Origin of the sequence: Sphingomonas sp. (assembly GCF_041661825.1) — a bacterium.
In the GTDB taxonomy this organism is placed as follows: domain Bacteria; phylum Pseudomonadota; class Alphaproteobacteria; order Sphingomonadales; family Sphingomonadaceae; genus Sphingomonas.
The window spans coordinates 259759-285184 of sequence record NZ_JBAZTU010000006.1; the positions used below are offsets into that span (position 1 = coordinate 259759).

The following is a 25426-nucleotide window of genomic DNA, read 5'->3' on the forward strand; positions in this document are numbered from 1 at the left end:
GTCAGCCGTCAATCGCTGGATCCAGCACCGCACCAATGCGCTGCAAGATGCGCCGTGCGGTGTCGGAGATGTCGAGCCAGATCGGTGCCAGCACCTCAACCACGCAAGCGCTATCCACCTCGTTGACCGGCTTGGTCCCGATCAGCGGAAAGACATGGTTTTCAAGGCTGGATATCCAGCTTGCGTGACGCTGGTTCTTCCATCCATCCTTCATAGCGTCGTAACAGCCTCGCGCTGCCGTCTCGAAGCTGGGCACGACCTTGCGCGGCTTTCGCCGCTCAGCCACCGGATCGCCGCCCTCGCGGACCTGACGACGCAGGGCCGCAGCAGCGTCGCGCGCCTCAGCCAGCGACACGTCCCAACGCCGATCCCAAGTCATAGTCGCGACGCCTGCCCTGGCGCTGCATTCGCAGCACCCACGTTTTCGCTCCCCTGTCTTTGACCAGCAGACACAGACTCCGGCCATCGGTATGGCGGCCGGGCTTGGCGTTTTGACCGTCAACGCGGTAAGAGACATCGGTTCGATTCCCGGCCTGAAATGATCTCACAAGCGTTCCCACATTTCGATGCGGGTTCAGGCAAATCAGGGCGGTCGATCGCGAACACACTACAAGAGAAAATTATGTTTTTACAGTGTAGTTAGGGACGCCCCGGCATTGCCTGAGACTAAAGTTATACGCTCGATAAGCCGCTCAGCCTGTCGGCTGGAGCGCCCCGAACTATTACCCAGCCTCCCAGAAATCTCGACGAGCAGTTGGGCGCTTTATGGCCCAGCACACAGCGAATTTGCGACCACCTGCCTCCGGAACGGATTATACCGGAACGGCGGAGGCGCTTAGCGGGCCGCCCTGGAATGGAAAATGCGAGCGCAGGGCGCGCTCATCGAACAAACCGGAAATTTAATGTGGGACAGGATGTAGGCCAAGCTACCCGCTACTGAAATTATCGCTTATTTTTCAGTAGCATATGGCCAAATCTGGCGGAGACGGAGGGATTCGAACCCTCGGTACGAGTAAACCCCGTACGGCGGTTTAGCAAACCGCTGGTTTCAGCCACTCACCCACGTCTCCGGCTTGGCGGCGAAGCGCGGCTATAGCGAGGGGTGTCGCTGCGATCAACCGGCGTTGCAACATGTCATCCGCCGCGAATTCGACTCGGGTCGTCGCGCGGTTCATTGTGGGGCAAGCCGCACAGGCGCAACACTGCTCCATTAAGCGCCGGGGGAGTATATCGGATGCGCAAGGCCCTTCTTATCTTCTTGCTGGTGGCGACCGCCATCGGCGTCGGCCCTGCGCCATCGGTCGCGCAGGTGCGCACGATCGATCCCAACGAGGCGATCGACAGCGACCTGCAACGCCAGCAGACCCCACCGCCGCCCGCCCGCGAGCCGGACACTGCCGTGCCGGCCGACAGCCAGCCGGCCTATAATGACGCACCCGCCGCGCCGGGATCGCAGCAATATCCGCCCTACGACCCGAGCAACCCCAACATGCCTGCAGGCGGCAGCCAGGCCCAGGGCGCGCCCGCTGACGGCAGCACGGCGCTGGCTGAAGCCAATGCAGACGCTGCCCAGGGCACGACGTTCAAGCGCGAGGAATTGCTCGTCGCCGCCGAAGGCACCTTCGGCAAGGGCGCCTCCGGGCTGGCCGGCATCCTGGAGCGCACGCTGAAGGAACAGGGCGAGCCAAACGCCTATATCTCCGGCCGCGAGGCCTCGGGCGCGATCGTCGTCGGTCTGCGCTATGGCAGCGGCACGATGTTCCACAAGATCGAGGGGCAGATGCCGGTCTACTGGACCGGCCCGTCGGTCGGATTCGACCTGGGCGGCGACGCAAACAAGGTGTTCGTACTGGTCTACAATCTGCATGATTCGGAGGAACTGTACCGCCGCTTTCCGGCGGGCGAGGGCCGGCTCTATTTCGTCGGCGGTATGGCCGCGACCTATCTGCGGCGCGGCGACATCGTGCTGATCCCGATCCGCCTCGGCGTCGGCTGGCGGCAGGGCGTGAATGTCGGGTACATGAAGTTCAGCCACAAATCGAAATGGCTGCCCTTCTGACGATCGCTCCGGGCCGGCCGCCTAGCGGTCGGCGACCGCCCCTTGCAGGCAAACCGCGTAGCCGTCCGGATCCTTCAGCGTGAGTTGCCGCATGCCATAGGGCGCGGTGACCGGCAGCGCGATATCGAGACCCTGCTGCGAGAGCAGCCGATAGGCCCCATCCACATCCGGGCAGCCGAGATAGAGGCAGATGTCCCCATGCGCCGCGATTCGCGCTGGATCGGGTACCACGGGACGATCGTCACGCTCATAGGCGGTGTTGAGCATCAGTACCGCCTCGCCCTTGCGCAGCAAGGCCCAGTCGAACGGGGGATCGCTATCCTGCACCGGTGAGGTCGTCTCGACCGTGAACCCAAGTAGATCGCGATAGAAGCGTACCGATGCCGGCATGTCGAACACCTGCAGCAGCGGGCACAGATCGGTCGTCGCGATCATGCGGGCATCTCCCCTCAGCCGAACTCCACTGCCTCGAACCGGATCGGCTCGCCGAGCGCCGCATTGGCGAGCGCACCATCCCACATCACCCGCCGGCCGCGCACGATCGTGCCGATCGGCTTGCCGGTCAGCGTCATGCCGGTGAAGGGCGACCAGCCGCTGCGCGAGGCGAGCCAGCTCTCCTCGATCGTCCAGCGCGCCTTCAGGTCGACCACGCTGAAATCGGCATCGTAACCGATCGCGATCCGCCCCTTGCCGATGATGCCGAACACGCGCTGCGGCCCGGCGCTGGTGAGGTCGATCACCCGGGCCAGCGTGGTGCGGCCTTCCGCCACATGGTTCAGCATCAACGGCAGCATGGTCTGCACGCCGGGCATGCCGCTGGGGCTGTCGGGATAGGGCTTGCCCTTCTCCTCCAGCGTGTGCGGCGCATGGTCCGAGCCCAGGATGTCGGGCACGCCCTGCTGCAGCCAGTGCCACAGCCCCTCGCGGTGCGCGCCCGATCGGATCGGCGGATTCATCTGCGCCAGCGTGCCGAGCCGGGGATAGGCTTCCTCGCCGGCCAGGGTCAGGTGCTGCGGCGTCACCTCGCAGGTAGCGATGTCCTTGTGCTGGCCGAGCAATTCCAGTTCGGCCGGCGTCGTCACATGGAGCACATGGATGCGGCGCCCCGCGGCGCGCGCCAGCGTCAGGATGCGCTTCGTCGCGAGCAGCGCGCTTTCGTCGTCGCGCCACACCGGGTGCGAGGAAGCATCGCCCGGCACGCGCTCACCGGTACGCGCGTTCATCCGCGCTTCGTCCTCGGCATGGATCGCAACGCGGCGATGACCCGATGCCAGCACCTCCGCCAATGACGAATCCTCCGCCACGAGCAGGTCGCCGGTCGAGGCGCCCATGAAGATCTTCACGCCCGCCGTGCCCGGCAGCCGCTCCAGCTCGGCCAGCGCCGCGGCATTGTGATTGGTCGCCCCGACATAGAAAGCATGGTCGCACCACATGCGGTGATGCGCCCGGGTCAGCTTGTCCTGGATCGCTTCGGCGCTGTCGGTGTTGGGCTTGGTGTTGGGCATCTCGAACACCGCAGTCACCCCGCCGAGCACGGCGGCGCGACTGCCGCTTTCGAGATCCTCCTTGTGGACCAATCCCGGCTCGCGGAAATGGACCTGGGTGTCGATCACGCCCGGCAGGATATCGAGCCCGGTGCAGTCGATCGTTTCGCCCGCGTCGCCGGCCGCACCGATCGCAACGATCCGGCCGCCGCGCACGCCGATATCCGCCTGGATCGGGCCCGCCGGGGTGTGGACGGTACCGCCCATCAGCTTCAGGTCATAAGTCGCTGTCACGATCGTCTCCGGCTCTTCCGCTTGCCCGGCCGACCTCCTACCTGTTCGCCATGAGCGAAACCACCCCGCATGCCACGATGCTCGCCGACCGCGCGCTGATCCGGATCGCCGGCGAGGATGTCCGCGGTTTCCTGCAGGGCCTGGTGACTCAGGACGTGGCGACGCTCGATGCATCGGCGCCACGCTGGGCGGGCCTGTTGACGCCGCAGGGCAAGGCGCTGTTCGACTTCCTGCTCTGGGCGGATGGCGACGCCGTGCTGGTCGACTGCGAAGCGGACGCCGCCGATGCGCTCGCCAGGCGCCTGATGATCTATCGCCTGCGCCGGGCGATCACGATCGCGCGGATCGATGGCGCAGTACATTGGTCCCGCGACGGCGAAAAGGGCGTGGCCGATCCCCGCCTTCCCGAACTCGGCCGACGCTGGATCGGCGAGGCTGGCGAGGCAGCGATCGGATGGAAGGCGCATCGCCTGTCGCTCGGGGTCACCGAGGGTATTGAAGAACTGGGCTCGGACAAGACGCTCTGGCTCGAGGCCAATGCCCGCGAGCTGAACGGCGTCAGCTTCGCCAAGGGCTGCTATGTCGGCCAGGAGAATACCGCGCGCATGCATCACCGCGCCAAGGTCAATCGCCGGCTGGTGGTCGCGCCGATCGCCGAGCCGGGCGACCGCACACGCGCGACCTATCCCGATCTCGGGCTGATGGTAGAACTGCGCCGGGTCGAAGCACTGGGCGACGCGATCACGCCGCCCTGGCTCCAGGCCGCGTTGGCGGCGACAGCCTGACCCTCAGCGGCCGATCGAGCTGTAGGCGAAGCCGGCCTTCTCGACATCGGCCGCGCGATAGACGTTGCGCAGGTCGACCATGACCTGACCAGTCATCACCTTGGCGAGCCGGCCGAGATCGAGCGCGCGATAGGTATCCCATTCGGTCACGATCACCACTGCGTCGGCGCCCGTCGCCGCCTCATAGGCGTCGCCGCAATAGGTGACGGCCGGCATCATCGTCTTCGCGATCTCCATGCCTTCCGGGTCGTGCGCCCGAACGGTCGCACCGGCGTCGAGCAGGCTCTGCACGATCGCCAGGCTCGGCGCGTCGCGCATGTCGTCAGTGTTGGGTTTGAAGGTCAGGCCGAGGACCGCGACCGTCTTGCCCTTGCCCTCGCCGCCCAGCGCCTTGATCACCTTGCGGCCCATCGCGCGCTTGCGGTTGTCGTTGACCTGCACCACCGCCTCGACGATGCGGATCGGCGTCTCGTAATCCTCGGATGTCTTGAGCAGCGCCAGCGTGTCCTTGGGGAAACACGACCCGCCATAGCCGGGGCCGGCATGCAGGAACTTCGAGCCGATGCGGTTGTCGAGGCCGATGCCCCGCGACACGTCCTGCACGTTCGCGCCGACTGCCTCGCAGAGATCCGCGATCTCGTTGATGAAGGTGATCTTGGTCGCGAGGAACGCATTCGCCGCATATTTGATCAGCTCGGACGTGCGGCGGCCGGTGAACAGGATCGGGCTCTCGTTGAGATAGAGCGGGCGATAGATGTCGCGCATCACTTGCTGCGCGCGCGCATCCTCGGTGCCGACAACGATTCGGTCGGGGCGCTTGAAGTCGCCGATCGCGGCACCCTCGCGCAGGAATTCGGGGTTGGAGACGACCGCGATCTCATAATCGCCGGCGACTTCCTTCATGATCTCCTCGACCTTGTCGCCAGTGCCGACCGGCACGGTCGACTTGGTGACGATCACGATCGGGCCGTCGATCGCGGCGGCGATCTCGCGCGACGCTTCGAAGACATAGGTCAGGTCGGCATGGCCGTCGCCGCGGCGCGACGGAGTGCCGACCGCGATGAACACGGCGTCGGCGCCCGAGACGGCGGACTTGAGATCAGTGGTGAAGCTGAGCCGGCCCGCCGCGACATTGGTCGCCACCAGCGTGTCCAGACCGGGTTCGAAGATCGGCATCTTGCCTGCCTCGAGCGCGGCGATCTTGCTCGCATCCTTGTCGACGCAGATCACGTCATGGCCGAAATCCGAGAAACAGGCGCCAGATACCAGACCAACATAGCCCGAACCGATCATCGTTATCCGCATGCCTGATACCCTGTTTCATATGTGGATGGCGCCGCCAGCGGCCCGCATTCCTCTAGCGGAACAGGGGCCGATTGCCAGCCCCGCTCTTCGCTGTTGCAGCACAAAACCGGCCGGGCCGAAGAAAAAGTCGATGGATCGACCAGCCGGCGAAGACAAAAGGGCCGGCACCTCATGATCTCAAATCGAATCGGCACCCGACCGGCGCGACATGTTTATCGCGCGCAAACGAAAAGGGAGACCGGCAAGCCGATCTCCCTCTCGATTCTTCGAACTCAAGTCCGGGCTTAGTTGCCCGAACCAGGTCCGTAAGTGACTTCCACGCGGCGGTTCTGAACTTCACGGACACCGTCGGCAGTCGCGACGCGCGGGCGGCTTTCGCCGAACGCTTCCGTCGAAATCACGCCCTCGGGGATCGCATGAGCGGACAGATAGGCCTTCACCGAGTCCGCACGACGCTGCGAGAGACCCACGTTGTAAGCGGGCGAACCCGAGCGGTCGGCGTGGCCGGCCAGCATGACCTGCGCATTACCGCAGTTCTGATACTGGGTGACGGCGTTGTCGAGGATCGACGACGCGTCCGGCGTGATGTCCGACTTGTCCCATTCGAAGAACACGATGAACGGGCCAGGCGAGCAGACCGGCGGCGCCACAACCGGAACCGGCTCCGGCGGAGGCGGCGGCGGGGGAGGCGGCGGAGGCGGTGGCGGCGGAGGCGGCGGTGCAGCCGGCTCGCCGAAGTTGTAGGTCAGGCCGCCCAGGATGCTGTGCGAACGATACCGGGTATCGACCGCACGGCCCGAAACGTCGACCAGCTTGACGTTGTTGGCGTTGAAGAAGCGATACTTGAACGTCGCATCGAGGTGGCTGGTCAGCGGAGCGCGGAGACCGGCGATACCCTGCCACGCAAAGACCGTGTCGGAATCGTCGATGAAGTTGCTCAGCGTGTTCAGGCCGATCCGCGTCTTGACGCGAGCGACACCGACACCGCCGCCGACGAAGCCCTGGATGCCATCGTCGTCACCGAAATCGAGCAGGCCGTTCAGCATGAAGCTGAGCGCCGTCGTCCGGCCACCGGCATAATCATAGGTGCCGGCAGGTGCGTTGATCGGAACACCTTGGAAGTTCCGGATCGGGGTGGTGGTCGTCGAATAGTAGGAGTCGACGGTCGAGTTCTTGTAGCCGACCTCGGTTTCAACGCGGAACGCGCCGAAATCGTAACCAATCACGCCATCGACGTCATAGCCATAATGGCTGTCGACAGTCGCTGCGTCGGAAAGCGCGCCGATATCAAAATGCATATCTTCGACGAGCAGCGCACCACCTTCGACACCCACATACCACGAATCATCGCGGGCCAGGGCAGGTGAGGCGAGAGCGGTGGAGGCGAGCGCCATAGCAACGGCAAGCTTCCGCATAAAAATCCCCTTTCTTCGTTGTCACTCGGACAGCGCAAACTCCCTACCCAAAGGAAGGTTTCCGCGCAAGCGAACAAATTCTGGGGGCTGTTGCTGAAGCGCAACAGCTTTGGCTCCTTTTCCACATCATCCGCACCCTCGGTCGGCACGAGGATCCGACCATAGTCCCGCGCGCCATCCGCGGGCTCGCCCATGACTGGACGCACCCGCAACATCGCAGCGAATGCCGCCGGCGCCTCGGATCAACCCACCCGGCAGGCGCCTTTGCCCTTGCCAAGGCGCGCGATTGTGCGGTTCCCGCACGCCATGCAGGACCGCTTCCGGTGACGGTGCGAGCTGACATCGATCGCGCGAAATACGGGACTGCGGCGATCCGCAAACCTGTGGCCAAGACGCAGGCGGGTGCCCCCGCGCCGCCCGAACCGATGGCGTTTCGGCATTGGCGATGCAGTGGAATGCCGCAGGTGCGAACGAAATTATGCCCGTTATGGGACAATCTCTCCGCGATCGGCTCCGGAAAGGCATTGCCGCGCAGGGGCCGCCCGCCGCGCCGTTCCCGGGATAGGCGCGAGTCCCCGCCGTCGAGTCGCGCCGCGCAGAATCCGCCAGGAGGCGCGGCGATGACTCGGGCGGGACTCAGGCGGGACCTAGTCGGGCTCGGCGGCCTGGATGTTGGCCGCCTGCTTGCCCTTCGGCCCTTCGATCACCTCGAACGACACCCGCTGTCCTTCAGCAAGCGTCTTGAAGCCCGGCATGTTGATGCCGGAAAAATGGACGAACAAATCCTCGCCGCCATCGTCCGGGGTCAGGAAACCGAAACCCTTCGCGTCGTTGAACCATTTTACCGTTCCGGTCGCCATGGTCTCTCTCCTCTCGCCGCGAGCCTATGCCAGCCCCGCGGGCCTTCCAAGTCAATTATGTTTCGGATGAGTAACAGTTATCTCCACGTCGCCGTCTTTACTCGCGATCGCGCAACTGTACCTCGCCTCTTTGATTTCGATCAACTTCGTAGCACAACAGCGCGATGAGCGGTTCATTGGACTATTACGCCGTCCTCGGTCTATCGCCCCAGGCAGATGACGTCGTCGTCCATGCTGCATGGAAAGCGCTGCTGCGCAAGCATCACCCCGACACCAATGCGAGCGACCGGGCGACGGAGCGAGCCCGCGAGATCAACGAAGCGTTCGCGGTGCTCGGCAAGCCCGACAGCCGCGCTGACTATGATCGCTCGCGTGGCGGCCGCCCGGCGATCGCCCCGCATCGCCAGCCGCCGCCCATCTTCCGCCCGGCGCCACCGCGGCGCCGGCGGATCCGCGGGCCGGTGATCAGCCTGATCCTGTTGCTGCTGGTCGCGGCGCCCACCGCCGCCCTTGCGCTGCTCGCCAATCCGGACACCGCCCCGGCGACTCACCGGACGCTGGTCGCCTATACCGCTGGCAGCCCGCTCGCCTCGGACCTGCTCGCCCGGTTCGAGCGCCTGGTCCCGAACGCACCGGTCGAGACAATGCCGCCGCCCCAGGAGGACGAGCTCGCCGGCCGCTAAAGCCGCGTCGCCAGCCAGATGATGTGGCGCGCGCCGCGCCCGCCCCGCGCTTTCACCACGACTTCCTCGACCGCGAACCCCGCCGTCTCCAGCCGCCGCACGAACTTCGCGTCGGGCGCCGCCGACCAGACCGCCAGCATCCCGCCAGGCCGAAGCGCCGATCGCGCCGCGTCGAGCCCGGTCGCGCTGTAGAGGCGGTCATTGCCGCGCCGCGTCAGCCCGTCGGGTCCGTTGTCGACATCCAGCAGGATCGCATCCCAGGCGCCCCGCACTCCAGCGATGAGCGCGCCGACATCCTCCTCGGCCACGGTCACCCGCCGATCCTCCAGGCTCCCGTCGAAGATCGGCGCCATCGGCCCGCGCGCCCAGGCGACCACTGCCGGCACCAGCTCGGCCACGGTGACCGCCGCATCCGGCCCGACCCGGCCAAGCGCCGCGCGCAGCGTGAAGCCCATGCCGAGCCCGCCGATCAGCAGATGCGGCGCCGGCGCAGCGCCCAGGCGATCGCACACCCCCAGGCGGTCGCACACCAACGTGGCGAGCGCCTCTTCCGACCCCGAAAGCCGGCTGTTCATCAGTTCGTTCGCGCCAAGCATGATCGAGAAGTCATCGCCGCGCTGGAACAGCCGCAGCTCGCCGCCGCCCGGCACCAGTGCCGTATCGATCAATATCCGGGGAACCATTGCTGCTCTTTCGTCGTGAAACGCCACATGTTCGTACAGGGTTGGCGGCGCCGGCAATTGCGCTACCGTATCGCCATGAGCGAGTCATGTACGCATCTGGGCGGCATCCGCGACGTCACGCCGAGCGCTGACGGATGCGAGGAATGTCTGAAAACCGGCGACTGGTGGGTCCATCTGCGCCTGTGCCGCACCTGCGGCCATGTCGGCTGCTGCGACGATTCGCCGAATCGCCACGCCACCGCGCACTTCCACGCGACGCAGCATCCGATCATCGAAGGCTATGATCCGCCCGAAGGCTGGGGCTGGTGCTTTGTCGACGACGTCGATTTCGACCTGTCGGATCGCATGACGCCGCATCCGCGGCCGATTCCGCGCTTCGTCTAGGAACCGGACCGGCACAGGATTTTTCCAAATCCGCGCCGATCCGGTTAGATATTCGTGCGATGGAGACGCCGCGCAGCGCCCCGCATCAGATCAGCGGCACTTCACCTGCTGATTATTCTGGTCGATCGACTTGCCGGCGACGCCGCCGACGATCGCGCCCAGGATGGTGCCGACGCCGCGCGAATGGCCGCCGTCGATCACATTGCCCAGGATGCCGCCGCCGATCGCGCCGACGATCAGGCCGGTCGTGCCATCGTTGCGCTTGCAGTAATAACGCCCGTCAGTGCCGCGATAGACGCGCTCGTCAGCACTCAGCACGCGCTCGCGATAGTTCGGTCCCTCGCGATAATAGCGCGACGGCTCGTAATCGCTCTCGACCCGGTCGTCGTTATAATAACCGCCGGGGCCACCCGGGCCGCGATCATAGCCGCCGCCCGGACCACCATAGCCACCGCCGCGGCGGTTGCGCGATACCTGCTGATAGCGGTCGAATTCCTGCTGGAACACGCGAAGCTCGTTCTGGAGCCGCTGCTGCGCCTGCTGGAAACGGGCATCGTCCTGCGCGGTCTGCGCAAAGCTGGGCGTGGCGATCGCCAGGCAGCTGGTGGCTGCGATGACGGCGATCCTGGTGAGGCGACTCATGATACTCTCCCGATGATGTTACGTGTCCAGAACGAATGATGCCGCCGAACGTTGCGCGGTTGCAACCGGGGCGCGATAAAAAGGGGTGGCGGCCAAAGCCGCCACCCCTGGATGGGTCGTCGATCAGCGGCAGACGCGGACGCGGTGGCCGTAGCGCCAGATCGTCCGGCAATGGTTGCGGTGACGATTCCAGCCATAATGGCGACGATCATAGCCATAATGACGGCCGCGGTCGCGATACCGGTCCCGATCGCGATAGCCGTCCCGGTTGCGATAGCCGTCGCGGTCGCGATCGCCGTCGCGATAGCTGTCCCGGTCATGGCCCCAGCTCTGCGCCGTTGCGCTCGTGCTGACACCCATCGACGCGACGGCAATCCCGGCGGCGGCAAGCAAAGTGGTGATCTTCATGACAACTCCTCTCATGCCCATATATCGGGCGACGAAGAGGAATACGCGCCAGTGCGAGCATGGTTGCTGAACATGGTTGTCGGGTTAGGTACAGGTTTCCAGCGGGAGATATTGGCGCAGGCAATCGCCGCTGCGTCGATTCAACATGCGCAGCGCGGTTCTAATATGGCGCATGATCGGTCTGCACAAACAGGCCAAGTCCGCTCTTTCTTGGCGTTGATATAGTCGAAAATCCGCAGGTGCTCGCCGCCTGTTAGGCACCTGTTCCGCCCTGTTATCGACCCGTTATCGAATAACAGGTGGGCTGGCAGCACATCGTTGAGATACAACGATAAAAACGCTCGCGAAATCCAACATAACAGGTGAAGAAAAAAATACGGCCGGAATAACAGGTGGAACAGGCGGGGATGTCGCTAACCGATCGCCTCGACCACCCCGGCCCAGGCCGCGATCTCGACGTCGAAATGCCGTGCGACCACCAGGTCGCCTGCCAGCCCGCGTTCCCAGTCGACCTCGGCCGATCCTTCCCATTCGAACGTCGCATTGCCCGACAGGCGGACCATGCCGTCGCTTTCGGCCTGGGCACGGACCAGCCCGCCAAGGTTGAACACGGTCAGCTCGGTGCCGAATTCCGCCCGGCCGGTCAGACAGGCAGCGAAAGTGGAGGCGGCCATCGCGCTGCCGCAGCTGTCGGTCAGGCCGACGCCGCGTTCGAAGGTGCGGACGAACAGGGAGTTGGTTTGCGATTCCCGCGACGTTTCACTTCGCGGGGGGCTTGGCCGCATCTCGACATAGGAGACATTGGCGCGGTTGGGCAGCCAGCCGGGCGCCGCCTCGCAGACCTCGCCCACCGCGACCAGCTCCGCCTCGTCCACCGTGTCGACAAAGCTCACCAGATGCGGGTTGGGCATCGCCACCGCGGTGAAGCTGCGGGTGGTCGGCAACAGGGCGATCGGCTGCTGGACGATCTCGTGCGCCTCCACCCCGAGCGGCCAGCGCGTCACGTCGAGATCGGCGGGGCCCGCCGTCTCGCGAATCGTCGCCACGCCCGGCGCGATATCGGCATCGCGCGCTGCTTCGGCCGCGCTCGTCTTCAGCCGCACCAGCGCGCGGTCGATGCCCAGCCGCTCGAACCCGAGCCGTGCGACGCAGCGCAGCCCGTTGAGGCAGGTTTCTGCCTCGCTCCCGTCCGAATTGAACATGCGCATGCCGAAGGCGTGGATCTTGTCGCCCGGCGTCAGCAGCAACAGCCCGTCGCCGCCGACCGGCCCGCGCCGATCTGCCAGCGCGCGCGCGACGCCGGCCCAGACCGCGTCGTCGAGATCTATCTCGCGCGCGTCGATCAGCGGGAAATCATTGCCCGAGCCGTGGCATTTGATGAAGTCGAACTGCATGGCCGGCGTCCTAGCCGAAATCGCCGCCGCGCTCCACCATCGCCGCAACCCGCATGAGACGGTTGATCCGTCCTGTCACGCCACCCGCGCAATAAACGCCTGTTCCGCCGCCACGATCGGCGCGAAGCTCGGGCGGGCCAGGATGCCGCGCACATAGGCCGCCGTCTTCGGCCAGCGCGCCACGTCGATCGGGCAGCCGACATGGCCCAGGTTCACGAACGGGCTCGCCACCGCGATGTCCGCCAGGGTGATGCGATCCTCGACCAGATAGCCGCTCGCCGGAATCTGCCCTTCCAGATAATCGAGCAGGGGCGGCAATTCGATTTCCACCGCAGCGTCGGCAACGGCCTCGTCGCCGGGCTGCTTGAGGACCTTGGGCGCCACGAAACGGTTGAAGAAGACCTTGCCCATCATCGCGAACATGATCGTGTCGGTGAACTCCTCGAACCAGATCGTCCGCGCCCGCGCGATCGGATCGGCCGGGATCATGTTCGGCTCCGGATATTTCGCCTCGAGATAGGTGATGATCGCGGTCGAATCCGAAATGCAGAAATCCCGGCCGTTGTCGGCACCGGGATCGCGAAAGCCGGGCATCTTGCCGAACGGGCTGCATTCCTCGAACGCCGGGCCACCCCGGCCCATGCCGGCGGGCGACAGCTCGAGCGCGAGGCCTTTCTCGATCCCGAAGGCAAGTACCTTGCGCACGAACGGCGACATGCTCGATCCATAGACGATCATCTGACAGGCTCCCCAGTCCATTTTCTGATTGGGAACGACCTAGCACATCAGTTGCATGTTGCAACCCATTGCCGCCCCGGGACGCGAGACAGATGGCCGGCGCTGTGGCACATCCGGGGCGCTGCGGAACGGGGAGTCGCGCGTGACGGTCATCTTGTTCATCGCCATCGTCGCGCTCGGGATCATCTTGGAGCGTCTCGTCGCGCAGGTGCGGCGACTCGAAGGCGATGTCGACGCGCTGCACGAGCGACTGATCCGGCTCGAGCCCGGCCTGGCGACCGAATCCCAGCCACGCCGCGAGGACAGTGCGCCCGAACGTGCCGAACCGGTGGAGCAGCGGCGCACCGCCACGGTGGTACGGGCACAGGCCGCTATCGCGCCGCCGCCGCCCGCGATCGAGCTGCCGGATGCACCGACGCCCCCCGAGCGGGTCGCACCGGAGCCCGTCGACGCCCCGGCCGAAAACGTCGATGCCGTCCCCACACGGGAAGCCACCCGGATGGGATTCGAGAATATCGTCGGCGCCAAGCTGCCGATCTGGATTGGCGGCGCGGCCCTGGTCCTTTCCGCCTTCTTCCTGGTGCGCTATTCGATCGAGAACGGGCTGCTCGGGCCAACCGCGCGGACGATCATCGCCGGGCTGTTCGGGCTGGTGCTGATCGCGGCAAGCGAAGTCGCCCGACGATTGCCCGCCACCCGTGACGACGCGCGCGTCGGCCAGGTGCTGGCCGGCGCGGGCATCGCGAGCCTGTACGGCACACTCTATATCGCCGCGCAGCTCTATCACCTGCTCGGCGCGGGCCCGGCTTTCGCGATCATGGTGGTGGTGACGGCGGCCGGCCTCGGCCTGGCGCTGCGCCACGGTCCGCCGACCGCGATCATGGCGCTGATCGGCGGCTTCGCGGCCCCGCTCGTGTCGAGCTTCGATCCGGGCAATATCGGGCCGCTGCTCGTCTATCTCGGGCTGCTCGTCGCCGCGCTGTTCGGGCTGGCGATCCGGCGCGGCTGGGTGTGGCTGGCGATCGCGGCGTGCGGCGGCGGCTTCGCCTGGGTGAACATCCTGGTCGCCATGGTCACCGGACGTGAACTCGCCGGGGTCGGCGGGTTCGTCGTGCTGCTCGCGATCGGCGCAACCGTGGCGCTGCCGCGCACCGGCACGGCCCGATCATGGCTCCGCCTGCTGCCGCTGGTCGCGGGGCTCGTCCAGCTGCTGATCCTGGCGCCGGCGCTCGATTTCGGGCCGCTCGCCTGGGGGCTCTACCTCCTGCTGAGCGCCGCCGCGCTCTGGCTCGGCTGGCGCGACGACAAGCTGGTGCCGGGGCCTGCCGCGGCCCTGGTACTGGTGCTGGCCCTGCTCGGCATCGCGCTCGATACCGGCGAGCGTGTCCATGCGCCGCTGGCAGCGCTGGCCATCGCGCTGCTCTTCGGCATCCCCGGCCATCTCCTCGCCCGGCGCGGCACATTATGGGCGGGGATCGCGCTCGGGGCGACCGCCGGGCCGGTACTGCTGACGCTCGCCATCGCGCACGACTTGCTGTCGCCGGCCGCCTGGGCGGGCCTGCTGACCCTGGCCGCGCTGGCCGCCGCCGCGCTCGCCTGGCGGACTCGCGACTCGGCACGCGAGACGCTGACGCCCTCGATCGGATTGACCGGCGGCACCGCGGTCGCCGCGCTGCTCGCCGGGCTCGCCGCCGCGGAACTGATTGCCGAGCCCTGGCGCTGGTCCGCGTGGCTCGTCATCGGCGTGGCGATCGCGGCCTGGTCGCGGCGCACGCGCGACCTGTCGCTGAACCATCTCGCGCCGGCGCCGCTCGTCGTGACGGGTGCAGCGATGGTGATCGGGTTCGAGCGGCTTGGCCCCTATCTCTCCAGCATCATGCTGACTGACCCGGCGCCGGCCCTGGCCGACCTCGTCGCGATCGGCCTGCTGCCTGTATGCCTCGCCACCGCAACCGCCTGGCTGCTCCTGCCCGGACGGATTCGCACGGCGCTCGGCTGGGTCGCCCTGGCCCTGGCGCTCGGCTTCCTCCCGGCGCTGTTGCCGGCACCATGGCACACGCCCGGCCTCGCGGCCGCCACCGCGGCGCTGCTCCTCTATCGCCCGGCCCCGCGTCTCTGGGCCGCGGCCGCCGGCCTCGCCACCCTTGCCAGCGCAGCCCCGCTGCTGGGCAGTTTCATATGGAACGCCGGCGCATCGCTCGGCGGAAGCAGGCTGCCCTATCTCTACATGCCGTCGCTGGTGCAGACGGTGCGCGAACTGACCCTGTCCGGCGGCCTGATCGGCATCGCCTTGCTGCGCGGGCCGGCATTGCCCGCACTGTGGCGAAGCCGCGCTGTCGCGGTGCTGGCCGGTATCGGTGCGATCACCGTCTACATCCTCGCCAAGGCGCCGCTCGCCATCGCCGATCTGGAGCGTTTCGAGGCGCTCGGCTTCCTCGAACGCGTCGCGATTACCCAGATCTTCTTCGCCGCCGCCTGGTTCGCCGCGCGCTATCGGCGCGATATCGCCCATGCCCTTCTGGCCGTCGCACTCGCCCGGTTCGTCTGGTTCGATCTGGCGGTGCTGTGCCCGGTGCTGGTGCCGCAATCGGTCGGGACGATCCCGCTGCTCAACCTGGCGACGCTCGATGCGGCGCTGGTCGCCGCCTGGCTCTGGCCGCGGCGCATCGATCGCTATTGGCGCGGGGCGATGCTCGCCGCCATCGTCATCGCGGTCGCGGCAACCGTCCGGCAGGCGACGCATGGCGACATCCTGACCGGCCCGATCGGCCGGACCGAGAACTGGCTCTATTCCGCCGCCTTCCTCGGGCTGGCCCTGGTCTGGCTCACCCATGGCATCCGCCAGGGGCTGGGCGACCTGCGTATCGTCGGGCTCGGCCTATTGTTCCTGGTCACCTTCAAGGTGTTCCTGATCGACGCGGCCATCCTGGAGGGGATATTACGCATCCTCTCCTTCCTCGGGCTCGGTATCGCGCTGATCGCGATCAGTTGGGCCTATCGCCGGTTCGTTTCGGTTCAGAGCCTCAGCACATAGCCCTTTTGCGGCGGGGCGCGGCCGGCAAGCTGGTCGCGCCACACCCGTTGCAGCGCCTCGGCGCCCGCGCCCTTCTCGACGCTCACCCAGCGTTCCGCTTCGGCGACGAAGCCCGCCCAGCGCTCCGCCAGCGCGGCATTGAATGCGTCCGGGCCGATCTCGCCGATCAGCGCCGTCGCCGCATCGGGCGCGAAGAACCACACCGGCGCCGGCCCGGGCAGTTCCCCCGTATCGCCGCGCTCGTCATGGTGAGTCACCCCGACCCGCAGCACATGGGCAAGCTGCCCGGACAGCTGTTCGTACAAGGCATGGAGCAGTTCGCCATTGCCGGCGAAATCGACCAGCACCGCGCTGCCCGTCACCACCAACCCCTCGATCGCATCATAGGCGATGACCTCATCATACAGGCCGGTGCCCTGGACGAAGGCGACGTTGCCAGCACCGGTCAGCCCGATTCGCCGCACGCCCGGGCTGTCCGCCCGCGCGACATGCGCCGCCGCCATCGCGGTCTTGCTCGATGCGCTGGTCACGATCAGCGTGCCCGCGCCATGCCAGTCGGCGCGGCGAAGCTGGTCGCCGATCAGGAAGCTGGTGGTGAAGAGCGGCGCGAACAACATGCGCGCTTCCTCGCGCGCCGGATCATGCGCCGGGTCGGCGGCGAGGCGGCGATACTGATTGTAGATCGGGTTCATCGGCTGGCGGTGCGCCGCCATGTCGCGGAATCCGTCCGCCGCGACCTTGCCCGGCTGAGCAATCAGGTGCGACGCCATCGGCAGATAGCCATAGACACGCTCCCCGACCGCGATGTCCGGGTGGCGGGACGTCGTCACCCGCGCATGACCCCATACGGGCACGATGCCCCAGCTTTCCGGCGCCGGAAAGAAATTCCAGTAAGCGAGCTGATCGCCGACCACCGCATAAGTCACATTGTTCGCAGTGACCGCAAAGGCCTCGATCTCGAGCAGGATCTCGCCGTCCTTCGGCTCCGACACCAGGGTCTCGTTGATCGCAGTCTGAGTCAGATCGTCGCGCCGGACCATCATCTCGCGCTTCACGGGCATCGCCGGTTCTCCCTTGCGCCGCCCCACCGGCGCAGCACGCATCATGATTGGGGAGACGCGCGGACGCCAGCCCCGATGATGTGCGATCCGGCACGAAATGCCGCAGCCTTGCCGTCCTGGCGGTTTTGCGAGATAACGGGGAACCGATCTGGTTAGGAGAGCGCAATGATCACGGCGATCCGCGAAGTCCGCCGCGCCAAGGGACTGACGCTCGACGACGTCGCCAGGCGCTGCGCGCCGCCCACCACCGCGCAAACCATCGGCCGGCTCGAAACCGGTACGCGCACCGTGTCGGTCGGCTGGCTCAACCGCATCGCCGATGCGCTCGAGGTCACCGCGGCTGACCTGGTCAGACTGCCCGAACGCGCCGAGATCGCCGTGGCGGCCATCCTCGACGCCGGCGGTGCACATGCCCCCAGGCGCCCGGCAACGGTCACCCCGCCACGGCCCGCCCCCGGCCTGACCGCAGTCGTGATCGCCACCGGGATCGGCGACTATCGCGCCGGCGACGAGCTCTGGTGCGAGACGCTGGCGCCGGACGCCTATGCCCGCGCGCTCAACCGCGATGTCCTGGTGCCGCGCCCTGCGGGCCGCTTTCTGTTCGGGCGATTGATCGGCCGCGAGGAGGGCAAGCTCCAGATCCTGCCGCTCGGTGCCGGCGCGCGCCAGCAGGTCGTCGCCGACCCGCCCTGGATCGCGCGGGCGGTGCGGCTGCTCAGATCGCTCTGAGCTAGCTTTCGCCGCGTTGCTCGCGGGTCGCCCGGGCTTCCTCGACCAGCGCATCGAGCTCGGCGCGATAGGCCGCCATGCGGCGCATCTCGCCCGGCTCGGCTTCGTTGGCGTCGGCGCCCGCGATCAGCTCGTCGACGAAATCGCTGTCCGGCAGGCGGGCGAGCAGCTCGGCAATGACGTGCCGATGCGCCATGCGCACACCGTCGAGCGAGATGACATGTCCCATGAAATTCTCCAGCAACTTGTTCAGCCGCTCGTCGGGGGTCGTCATCATCGCTGCCTCATGGTCGTCTGCTCGCGAAAGCGCGCTTCCGCGCTCTTCGCGCAAGACGATCCCCCGGTCAAAGGGCGCGTACCACCATCACGCCGGAAATCGGACAATCTGCGCTTCGGCTTCGCTCAATAGGGGCTCTCCAGATCGGCAACCCAACCAGCGGTCGGCGACGGGTCGCGGCTGTCGAGGACAGGAATGGCCTTGCCGTTCGAAACGATGGTCTTCGACCGGGCGGCGCCCGGGTCGATGGGTTCTGCAAATTTCAACCCCGCCACCGGGCCGTCGACCCAGACCACCATGGCCTTGATCGCCTCGAGCGCGCCGATCGATACCGATATGGTCGCCCCCGGCTTCAAAAAGGCGGCGCCGTCCACGCGCGCGCCGGTCGCCGACAGGTTCTTGATCCGATGTTTGGTCGATGGTCCACGACCGATCCCGGCAATCTCGGCGCCGAGCAACAACTGTTGACGCGGCGAGCGCACTTGCAATGTTTCGGCACTGTCCGCCACCGGCGCTCCGTCTCCTGATTCTGACGCGCCTTCAGATTGGGCGACAGCCGGAATCGTCTCGATCTCCACCGCGTCTCTTTCCGCAGCAAGGGTCTCGCGGCTCGTGTACAAAAAGGATCGTTCCATCAGCCGGTTTCCGCGCTGGCCCGGCGCAGCTGTCGGGCATCGGGAGCGCCATCGCTCCCGGGCACCATTATGCGTCGTCTTGATGAACGATGCTCCCCCTATGGATGCCGTACTTGTACCTACCGGCCCGAATATCCACCGGTGATGATGCGCCAATGGAGCCGTCGGAAAGGCTATCGGCATCGTTTGAAACAAAGGGATGGTGGGCGATGACCCCACCACGCGCCAACCCCATCTTATTGAGATTATTAGTTATTACCACTCAATTGCTGTCGCGAATGCCCCCACCGGTGCCCCCAGAAAATATATTGGCGGGCTCAATACTTAATCCCTATCAATGCGACGATTATGGCAATTTTTCAATGTCGCCGCCGACTGGCCTGTATGCAGCAGGAGATCCAGGGAGATATCAATGCTTGGCTATATCGCTTTTCTTTTGTTGTCTTCATCCCTTGGCGCGACAGCGCCAAATCACGTCGACAATGCCAAGACGGCCACAAAAGAACCCTGTGCCGTCTCGGGCATTTCGCTGTGCAGTGACATACATAAGATTGTAACGGGAAGCGAATTCAGGAGATCTCTGATTTCATTTCTAGGACCGCAAGCCAACGATCAGGCTCAGCTGCTGCATAAAGGACGACTGGTCGATCAGCTGGAAGAGATATTGAGTGGGCCGGTCGACGAGCGCCATCAATTACGCGACAATAGATATTTGTTCACAACATGCCGTACCTCCGAATGCAGCGAAGGAGGTGCCGTCGCGCTCAATAGCAAGGGCAAGATCGTAGCGATTGCCGTTATCAGCCTTCACTGTGAAAAAATGTCGGAAGGCTGCCTCGACAGGCCGGTGCTCGATTTGTTCATGCATGACAAGAAGACTGAAGCCGCGTCCCGCGATGCCATATTTGCGTGGGCGTCCAGGTAGAGGCGGAGCAATCGTCCAACCAAAAAACCTGCGTTCATTTGCAGCGAGGATAGTCGCGAAAAAATTGGGTCCTCTCCGGTGAGCGTACATTGCGCTCGTGCGCAACAGGGGAAGGCACCCTATTCTTCACGCTAACAAATCGCAGCCGAGTGAAGAGCCTTCGGATGCAGGCCAGCTGATTCTCTGTCTTACTACGCCATCCTACGATGACGGCAATCAGCTGTTGAGCTCGGACGTTTCTGCCCCTCTTTATCTCCCCGACAGTCGGGCCGCCTTGGTCCGGCCCTTTGTCGAGGTGCCTGAGTGGCCGTTCATCCGATTCGATCTGAGGCAAGTACGCGCGGCGATCGCGCACGGCGGGGTTGACCCCGACAGGATCGGCATCACCGGCCTGAGCGACGGATCGACGACCGCGCAATTTGCGGTGACAACTCGGATCGGTTCAAGGCTGCGTCGATCAGTTCATGCTGCGATGAGCCCAGCGCGGTCTTTGCGGTCCGGCCTGCCTGTCGCGATGCGGTCGTCGCCTGCGGCTACCCGCCACATGGGGACGAGGTCAGCGCCTTCTGGGCGCCGCCGTCGCTCGCGCGGAGCGCGCGCCGAATGCGCACGCCCTTGCCGATCCAGGAACCGGACATGGAATATCGCCTCGGGCTCGAGGCGGTCTCGGCGTTCCAATATGCCGGGGCTCCGGTCGAAATGTGCGAATTTCCTGACGAGCATCACGTCAAATGGCACCCGGCGCACCGGCTGGCCATCTATGAGCGCAATCTCGACTGGTTCGATTTCTGGCTTCAGGGCAAGGCATCGAGCGAACCGAAGCGGCGGAACGAAATTCGTCGCTGGGAGGCAATGCGCCGCTGACGCGTCTTGCTGACGGGACCTATTGCGACCCCGAGCTACGATTGACTGCTGCAGATCACGCGTCGGTTCTCCGGGGATCGAGCGCAGCCGATCCGTCGACGCTAAGACGACCGGCGCAACAGGAGGCAAGCCGGTAAGCCCTCAGAATGGGAAGAAGGTCCGGATCGACACGATGGCAACGGCAAAGGTGATCAGGTTGAGCGGCAGCCCGACTTTGACGAAATCCAGATAGCGGTAGCCGCCCATCTGGTACACGATCACGTTCGTCTGATACCCGAACGGTGTGGCAAATGCGGCGCTTCCGGCCATCATCACGGCCACGAGGAATGGTCGCGGGCTGACGCCGAGGCTTTCGGCCAGCGCTACCGCGATCGGGGTCACGAGTACCGCGACCGTCGCGTTGGACAGTAATTCGGTGAGCACCATGGTCAGGCCGTAAAGGACGATCAGCGCTGTCAGCGGCCCGACCTCGCGCATCGAGCCGACAAGCGCACCGGTTGCTTCGGCCGCGAGGCCACTCTCCTCCATTGCGATCCCGATCACAACCATGCCCGCGATGAGGATCAGGATTTGCGGACGCAGGCCTCCATAGGCTTCGTCCGCGGTGATGACGCGCAACAGGATCAAAAGGACCGCCCCGGCGAAGGCCGAGGCAGCGATCGGAGCGATCCCCAGCGCCGCAATCGCGATCGCAGCGACAAAGACGACAAGCGCGATCACGGCTTTGACCGGCTGGAGCGGCCGGTGCTCCGCAAACAATGCAGCATTCCCCACCTGGGCACCGTCCATCCCGAGATCGCGCCGATCATCTGGCGGCGCCGGATCGGACATGCTGCCGCGCATCAGCCTGCCGCTGAACAGAAAGAGGTAGATGGCGCCGGCAAGTGCCATCGGCAGTCCGACGGGTGTGATCTCGAACATGCCGAACCGGGGCTGCCCTGCGACCCGCGCCATATCGTCGACCAGCAGATTGGTCGACGTGCCGATCAGTGTGCAGCATCCGGTCAAGATGGTGATGTACGACAGCGGCATCAGATAGCGCCTGGGTGGCAGGTTGAGCGCGGTCGCGACGTCTCGCACGACCGGTGCGCCGAGGACAACGATCGGCGTGCTGTTGAGGAAGCACGATACGATGCCGATGGCGCCCAGCAGCAGCCATAACCCTGCAGCCCCGAGTCGCCTGCACATTCTTACCGCGGCCGCGATCGCTCGATCGAGCAGACCGGACAATTCAAGGGCGTAGGCGATGACGAAGAGCGAGGCGAGCGCAATGATCGCTGGGCTTGCGAAGGCGCCCTGTACCTCCACCGGGCGAACGACGCCGGCCATCAACAGCACTGCTGCGCCTGTCAGGGCGACGACGTCCGATCGCACCTTGTCCCAGATAAGGGCTGCAACGACCGCGACCAGCACCACCAGTGTCAGGATCTGGTCGATGCTCACCCGTGCCTCACGAACGGTGCGGCAAAACAATAAGGCATGCATTCTCCTGCGAGCTTGATCGCCGCCACGGCGCGCCGGGTATGAGTGAGCCGTACGATTTGCTATCGATTGTCCATGGATGAGCCAAGCTTACGGAAAAGTCGCCTGGCAGTCGCTGGCGGCCTGGCAGCGGTCCTGCTGGTCGGCGGCAGCGGCTTCCTTGTTGGACGCGGTACGTCGTCACGGGATCCGGTTCCTGTCGAAGCGACGCCGGTCATTGCGCCCGCCCTGGCTTATGTTCCACCACCCGTCCAGCCCAACCCACGCAGTCAGGTGATGACCCGTCGCGACCTCATCGCCCTGGCGTCCCAGGCAGCGGACGCCGCCGCGTCGGGGCGCCATGCCCCAGCTGCCGTCGGTGATGCCGGTGGCCGGCGATTTGAAGTGCGTATTCCGTTCGGCTGCCAGGGCCCGTCCGATACGCTCAGCAAGGCCGCCATGCGGTGGCGCTATGACCCGGAGGCGAAAGCCTTGCGTGTGCATGTCGACCCTGTCGTCTGGAACAAGATGGACTTCTTGCCCCTTGAGTTGCCTGCAACGGTCGAGGCCATTGAGGGTTTCTGGATCGCGCACCCCTGGACGTCGAGCGAGTCCTGTCCGCCAGCAGGCGATGGGCCTGCCGGCAGCAGCTCGGAGCCCGTAACACTGCCGGGGCAGACGCTGGCGCTCGCTCAATTTTTCGGCACGGATGGCGCACGACAGGGGCGACGCGACGATCGACCGTACGATACCGTCGTGCGGATGGCGCCCGATGAGCTTCACGGCGAGCAGGGATTTCGCCTGAAGATCAGAGGCAGGATCGCCAATATTCCCGGCAGCGGCCCCGTATCGTGCCGGCAGCCGGCCGGTGCCGAGCAACGCCCGATCTGCGTTGTCGGCATCGTCACCGATGAGATCGCCATCGAAAACCCCGCAACCTCGACCGTGCTTGCGACCTGGACCGTCGAGGCACGCGGACCCGCGAGCCAATAGGCGCTCGGCGACCCTGTTTACGATCAATGCTGCGTCTGTCGGGGTGGGTTGACGCAACGCCGCTGGCAGATGCGCATCGTGCCAGCGTAGGAAGGCAGCCGTTTTTGGGGTTGTGTTGTTGCGTAATTTCTTCCCGAGCCGGGTGGCCGTCGCTGCCCTTGCCGCTGGAGTCCTTGTGGCAGGGTGTGTGCCAAGGGGCTCCCCACCAGGACAGGCTACCCCTGTCGTGCGCGCGCCTCCTGCCCCTCCCCCCTCGACGCCATTATCCGTGGTCACCGCACCCAGCAAACCGGCTGCCGAGCCCGATCGGCCTCGGGCGGATCTGCTGAATGCGCTGCAAATGTTGGGCGCCGGCTTTGACGGCCGCGTGGGCATCTCGATCCGGGCTGTCGATGAGGGATGGGCCATTGGCTACAACGCCGACATTCCGCTGCCTCAGCAGAGCGTCAGCAAGCTCTGGGTGGCGATTGCCGTGATGGACGCGATCGATCGGGGGGCGCTCTCGCTCTCCGACCCCATAACCGTCCGCCGTTCCGATCTGACCGTTTTTCATCAGCCGATCCGGAGCTTCGTGGGGAAGGGCGGGTATCGAACGACTGTCGGCGCTCTGTTGCGGGAGGCGATGACGCATAGCGACAACACAGCCAACGATGTCCTCCTGTGGAAAGTAGGTGGCCCAACGGCAATCTGCGATATGCTCGCCGGGAAGGGGATCGCTGGTGTCGGCTTTGGTCCGGGCGAGCGTGTTCTCCAGGCGCGGACAGCGGGCTTGCACTGGCAACCCGAATGGGCCGGTGGGTGGGGCTTTTTGCAGGCGCGCGCCAAGATGACGTACGAGGCGCGCGACAAGGCGCTCCGCCGGTATCTCGCCGCGCCCTATGACGGCGCTTCCGCGAACGGTGTCACCCTGGGACTCACACTGTTGCAGCGCGGCATGCTACTCAGCGACGCGTCGACCGTGCACCTGCTGACCTTGATGCGCGCGAGCAAAACCGGGCCATTGCGCCTCAAATCGGGCCTCCGGCCCGGCTGGACCTTTGCCCACAAGACCGGAACCGGACAGGATCTGGGAAGGCTCTCGACGGGCTATAACGATGTCGGGCTGTTGCGATCCCCCGATGGCCATAGCTATTCGGTCGCCGTGATGATCGGCAGCACCCGGCGCCCGATTCCGGACCGGATGCGCCTCATGGGCGACGTAACGAGAGCCCTGATCAGGAACGTCGATTAACGCTTCGGGCGCCTCGTTGGTCCGGCAACCGTCATGCTCCCTGGGCCACGGCGCGGTCTCAACGACTGGGGATGCTGACGACGCTCTCGATGTCCGATCACCTGTTTATCTGCACATCGCTGTGACGGCACAGGAGGGATCCCCATGTCGGCGTGTGTCGAGATCCCTGGTGGCCTCATCGAACGACGGGCATCGGGCGCAATTCGTCGGCGTCGCGCCATCAAATGTTCATCGGTCTGGTTTCCCGTGCGCGCGCCCACGCTTCCGCATCGGCACGGGCGAGCAACTGGACGATGTGTTCGCCGTCGAGCTGCTCGCGCTGGAGATACAGGTTGACCGCCTCGCGGGACCCGCGCCCGGCGGCAAGCGGAACTGCATTCAGTCGCACTTATCGTGCGTCCCGCGAGGCGGCGGGCGTATAGACAGCGTCTTGCGGTTGGTTCCGCCGTCCAACTTTGATGCGCCGTTCGGCCGGTATCGCCTTCCCGTCGAAGGCTAGGCTTCGTCGTGCTTCTGCTTTCTTGCTGGGCCTTGTCGGCATTGCGCGTGCGCCATTACCGGCCCGGTTGAACCACGCGCCGGGCAGCATATCAAACTCTGCCGAGGAGCGCCCAGCCGAAGCCGCACCCATGTTGACGAATATCGGATGCCGTCATAAATTCACTGAATAAGCCATGCGTGAGACGAAGATTTCCGCGTGGGAGAGGTGCCGAGATGTATCTGCTCGAGGAGATGGGCGAGGTCATGCTGATGCTGGCCGGCGCCCTTGTCGCCGCAATCCTGATCAGCTGGATGTCCTGGACTCTGTTCAAGCTGGTGCGCCATCCCGAATGGGGACCGTGTCTCGTCCTCCTTGGACTGATGGTGACGATGTGGACGCGCAGTTCTTCCAGCCCGTTCCTTCAGACCACAGCGTTTTTCACTGCCGTGACCGCGATGATCTGCTGGGGGGAGGGCGATGCCTGGCGTGCACGGCGCGCGGCGCCACCGATGGCCGGGTCGGACACGGCATCCTGAACGGGAGGCGGATTCTCGGGGAGCCGCCGCTGCCCCTCGATGCAGGACGGCCCGATGGGGAAGGT

28 protein-coding genes and 1 tRNA gene are annotated in these 25426 nt (G+C 65.6%); 11 read left to right on the forward strand and 18 right to left on the reverse strand.

The genetic code is table 11. The annotated features are described in order from the left end of the window. Position 1: 1 nt before the first annotated feature. From WC729_RS26315 to WC729_RS26325, 3 genes are all read right to left on the reverse strand, one after another. Complete coding sequence (locus WC729_RS26315) at positions 2–355, reverse strand: hypothetical protein (protein WP_372857488.1); 354 nt, start codon at positions 353–355, stop codon at positions 2–4. Then, on the reverse strand, positions 342–608 hold the full coding sequence (locus tag WC729_RS26320; protein ID WP_372857490.1) for an Arm DNA-binding domain-containing protein: 267 nt from the start codon (positions 606–608) through the stop codon (positions 342–344). The genes WC729_RS26315 and WC729_RS26320 overlap by 14 nt, the downstream gene beginning before the upstream one ends. A gap of 369 nt (positions 609–977) precedes the next feature. After that, a tRNA-Ser gene (locus WC729_RS26325) sits at positions 978–1070 on the reverse strand. Positions 1071–1234: 164 nt separating this feature from the next. Here WC729_RS26325 and WC729_RS26330 point away from each other — a divergent pair. After that, the gene (locus tag WC729_RS26330) at positions 1235–2059 is read left to right on the forward strand and encodes an EipA family protein (protein ID WP_372857492.1); all 825 of its coding nucleotides are present in this window, start codon (positions 1235–1237) and stop codon (positions 2057–2059) included. A 21-nt stretch (positions 2060–2080) separates the two neighbouring features. Here the strand turns inward: WC729_RS26330 and WC729_RS26335 are convergent, their stop codons facing one another. Both WC729_RS26335 and WC729_RS26340 read right to left on the reverse strand, forming a co-directional pair. Continuing rightward, positions 2081–2494 (reverse strand): VOC family protein, encoded by a 414-nt coding sequence (locus WC729_RS26335; protein WP_372857494.1) that lies wholly within the window; start codon positions 2492–2494, stop codon positions 2081–2083. A gap of 14 nt (positions 2495–2508) precedes the next feature. Next, a complete protein-coding gene (locus WC729_RS26340; RefSeq protein WP_372857496.1) occupies positions 2509–3837 on the reverse strand; it encodes a dihydroorotase in 1329 nt (442 codons plus the stop codon). 50 nt (positions 3838–3887) lie between these two features. Here WC729_RS26340 and WC729_RS26345 point away from each other — a divergent pair, with 50 nt between their 5' ends. Then, on the forward strand, positions 3888–4622 hold the full coding sequence (locus WC729_RS26345) for a folate-binding protein YgfZ (protein ID WP_372857498.1): 735 nt from the start codon (positions 3888–3890) through the stop codon (positions 4620–4622). Between the two features lie 3 nt (positions 4623–4625). Here the strand turns inward: WC729_RS26345 and WC729_RS26350 are convergent, their stop codons facing one another. The 3 genes from WC729_RS26350 to WC729_RS26360 form a co-directional block, all read right to left on the reverse strand. After that, the gene (locus WC729_RS26350; RefSeq protein ID WP_372857500.1) at positions 4626–5927 is read right to left on the reverse strand and encodes a UDP-glucose/GDP-mannose dehydrogenase family protein; all 1302 of its coding nucleotides are present in this window, start codon (positions 5925–5927) and stop codon (positions 4626–4628) included. Between the two features lie 284 nt (positions 5928–6211). Next, positions 6212–7342, reverse strand: a complete 1131-nt coding sequence (locus WC729_RS26355; protein ID WP_372857502.1) for an OmpA family protein — start codon at positions 7340–7342, stop codon at positions 6212–6214. Positions 7343–7989: 647 nt separating this feature from the next. Then, positions 7990–8202 carry a cold-shock protein gene (locus WC729_RS26360; protein ID WP_372857504.1) on the reverse strand — a complete coding sequence of 71 codons (213 nt, stop codon included), beginning with the start codon at positions 8200–8202 and terminating at the stop codon, positions 7990–7992. Between the two features lie 164 nt (positions 8203–8366). Between WC729_RS26360 and WC729_RS26365 the strand changes: the two genes are divergently transcribed. Further along, positions 8367–8885, forward strand: coding sequence for a DnaJ domain-containing protein (locus WC729_RS26365; RefSeq protein WP_372857505.1), 519 nt, complete (start codon positions 8367–8369; stop codon positions 8883–8885). On the opposite strand, the gene WC729_RS26370 is transcribed toward WC729_RS26365, so the two are convergent. After that, positions 8882–9568, reverse strand: coding sequence for a spermidine synthase (locus WC729_RS26370; protein ID WP_372857507.1), 687 nt, complete (start codon positions 9566–9568; stop codon positions 8882–8884). The two genes, WC729_RS26365 and WC729_RS26370, sit on opposite strands and share 4 nt — an antisense overlap. A gap of 15 nt (positions 9569–9583) precedes the next feature. Here WC729_RS26370 and WC729_RS26375 point away from each other — a divergent pair, with 15 nt between their 5' ends. Further along, a complete protein-coding gene (locus tag WC729_RS26375) occupies positions 9584–9952 on the forward strand; it encodes a UBP-type zinc finger domain-containing protein (RefSeq protein WP_372857509.1) in 369 nt (122 codons plus the stop codon). 90 nt (positions 9953–10042) lie between these two features. On the opposite strand, the gene WC729_RS26380 is transcribed toward WC729_RS26375, so the two are convergent. From WC729_RS26380 to WC729_RS26395, 4 genes are all read right to left on the reverse strand, one after another. Further along, positions 10043–10594, reverse strand: coding sequence for a glycine zipper 2TM domain-containing protein (locus tag WC729_RS26380; RefSeq protein WP_372857510.1), 552 nt, complete (start codon positions 10592–10594; stop codon positions 10043–10045). A 123-nt stretch (positions 10595–10717) separates the two neighbouring features. Beyond that, on the reverse strand, positions 10718–11002 hold the full coding sequence (locus tag WC729_RS26385) for a hypothetical protein (protein WP_372857512.1): 285 nt from the start codon (positions 11000–11002) through the stop codon (positions 10718–10720). A 413-nt stretch (positions 11003–11415) separates the two neighbouring features. Continuing rightward, the gene (dapF, locus tag WC729_RS26390; RefSeq protein WP_372857514.1) at positions 11416–12396 is read right to left on the reverse strand and encodes a diaminopimelate epimerase; all 981 of its coding nucleotides are present in this window, start codon (positions 12394–12396) and stop codon (positions 11416–11418) included. A 75-nt stretch (positions 12397–12471) separates the two neighbouring features. Next, positions 12472–13134, reverse strand: coding sequence for a glutathione S-transferase family protein (locus WC729_RS26395; protein WP_372857516.1), 663 nt, complete (start codon positions 13132–13134; stop codon positions 12472–12474). Positions 13135–13276: 142 nt separating this feature from the next. Here WC729_RS26395 and WC729_RS26400 point away from each other — a divergent pair, with 142 nt between their 5' ends. Next, a complete protein-coding gene (locus tag WC729_RS26400; protein WP_372857518.1) occupies positions 13277–16168 on the forward strand; it encodes a DUF2339 domain-containing protein in 2892 nt (963 codons plus the stop codon). On the opposite strand, the gene WC729_RS26405 is transcribed toward WC729_RS26400, so the two are convergent. Beyond that, on the reverse strand, positions 16150–17274 hold the full coding sequence (locus tag WC729_RS26405) for a DUF2855 family protein (RefSeq protein WP_372857520.1): 1125 nt from the start codon (positions 17272–17274) through the stop codon (positions 16150–16152). The genes WC729_RS26400 and WC729_RS26405 overlap by 19 nt on opposite strands. Positions 17275–17394: 120 nt before the next feature. On the opposite strand from WC729_RS26405, the gene WC729_RS26410 reads away from it, so the two are divergent. Then, entirely contained in the window at positions 17395–17958 is a 564-nt protein-coding gene (locus WC729_RS26410) for a helix-turn-helix domain-containing protein (RefSeq protein WP_372857521.1), read from the forward strand. A 1-nt stretch (position 17959) separates the two neighbouring features. On the opposite strand, the gene WC729_RS26415 is transcribed toward WC729_RS26410, so the two are convergent. Further along, the gene (locus WC729_RS26415; RefSeq protein ID WP_372857523.1) at positions 17960–18235 is read right to left on the reverse strand and encodes a hypothetical protein; all 276 of its coding nucleotides are present in this window, start codon (positions 18233–18235) and stop codon (positions 17960–17962) included. Positions 18236–18360: 125 nt separating this feature from the next. Beyond that, entirely contained in the window at positions 18361–18870 is a 510-nt protein-coding gene (locus WC729_RS26420; RefSeq protein ID WP_372857525.1) for a PilZ domain-containing protein, read from the reverse strand. 412 nt (positions 18871–19282) lie between these two features. Between WC729_RS26420 and WC729_RS26425 the strand changes: the two genes are divergently transcribed. Then, positions 19283–19795, forward strand: a complete 513-nt coding sequence (locus WC729_RS26425) for a hypothetical protein (protein WP_372857527.1) — start codon at positions 19283–19285, stop codon at positions 19793–19795. 636 nt (positions 19796–20431) lie between these two features. Continuing rightward, complete coding sequence (locus WC729_RS26430) at positions 20432–20659, forward strand: hypothetical protein (RefSeq protein ID WP_372857529.1); 228 nt, start codon at positions 20432–20434, stop codon at positions 20657–20659. A gap of 141 nt (positions 20660–20800) precedes the next feature. Here the strand turns inward: WC729_RS26430 and WC729_RS26435 are convergent, their stop codons facing one another. Continuing rightward, positions 20801–22102 carry an SLC13 family permease gene (locus WC729_RS26435; RefSeq protein WP_372857531.1) on the reverse strand — a complete coding sequence of 434 codons (1302 nt, stop codon included), beginning with the start codon at positions 22100–22102 and terminating at the stop codon, positions 20801–20803. A gap of 114 nt (positions 22103–22216) precedes the next feature. Here WC729_RS26435 and WC729_RS26440 point away from each other — a divergent pair, with 114 nt between their 5' ends. Further along, complete coding sequence (locus tag WC729_RS26440; RefSeq protein ID WP_372857533.1) at positions 22217–23113, forward strand: hypothetical protein; 897 nt, start codon at positions 22217–22219, stop codon at positions 23111–23113. 268 nt (positions 23114–23381) lie between these two features. Further along, positions 23382–24344 (forward strand): serine hydrolase, encoded by a 963-nt coding sequence (locus tag WC729_RS26445; RefSeq protein WP_372857535.1) that lies wholly within the window; start codon positions 23382–23384, stop codon positions 24342–24344. Positions 24345–24564: 220 nt separating this feature from the next. On the opposite strand, the gene WC729_RS26450 is transcribed toward WC729_RS26445, so the two are convergent. Further along, positions 24565–24732 (reverse strand): hypothetical protein, encoded by a 168-nt coding sequence (locus WC729_RS26450; protein WP_372857537.1) that lies wholly within the window; start codon positions 24730–24732, stop codon positions 24565–24567. Between the two features lie 326 nt (positions 24733–25058). Here WC729_RS26450 and WC729_RS26455 point away from each other — a divergent pair, with 326 nt between their 5' ends. Continuing rightward, positions 25059–25361, forward strand: coding sequence for a hypothetical protein (locus WC729_RS26455; RefSeq protein ID WP_372857539.1), 303 nt, complete (start codon positions 25059–25061; stop codon positions 25359–25361). The last annotated feature ends 65 nt before the right edge of the window (positions 25362–25426 follow it).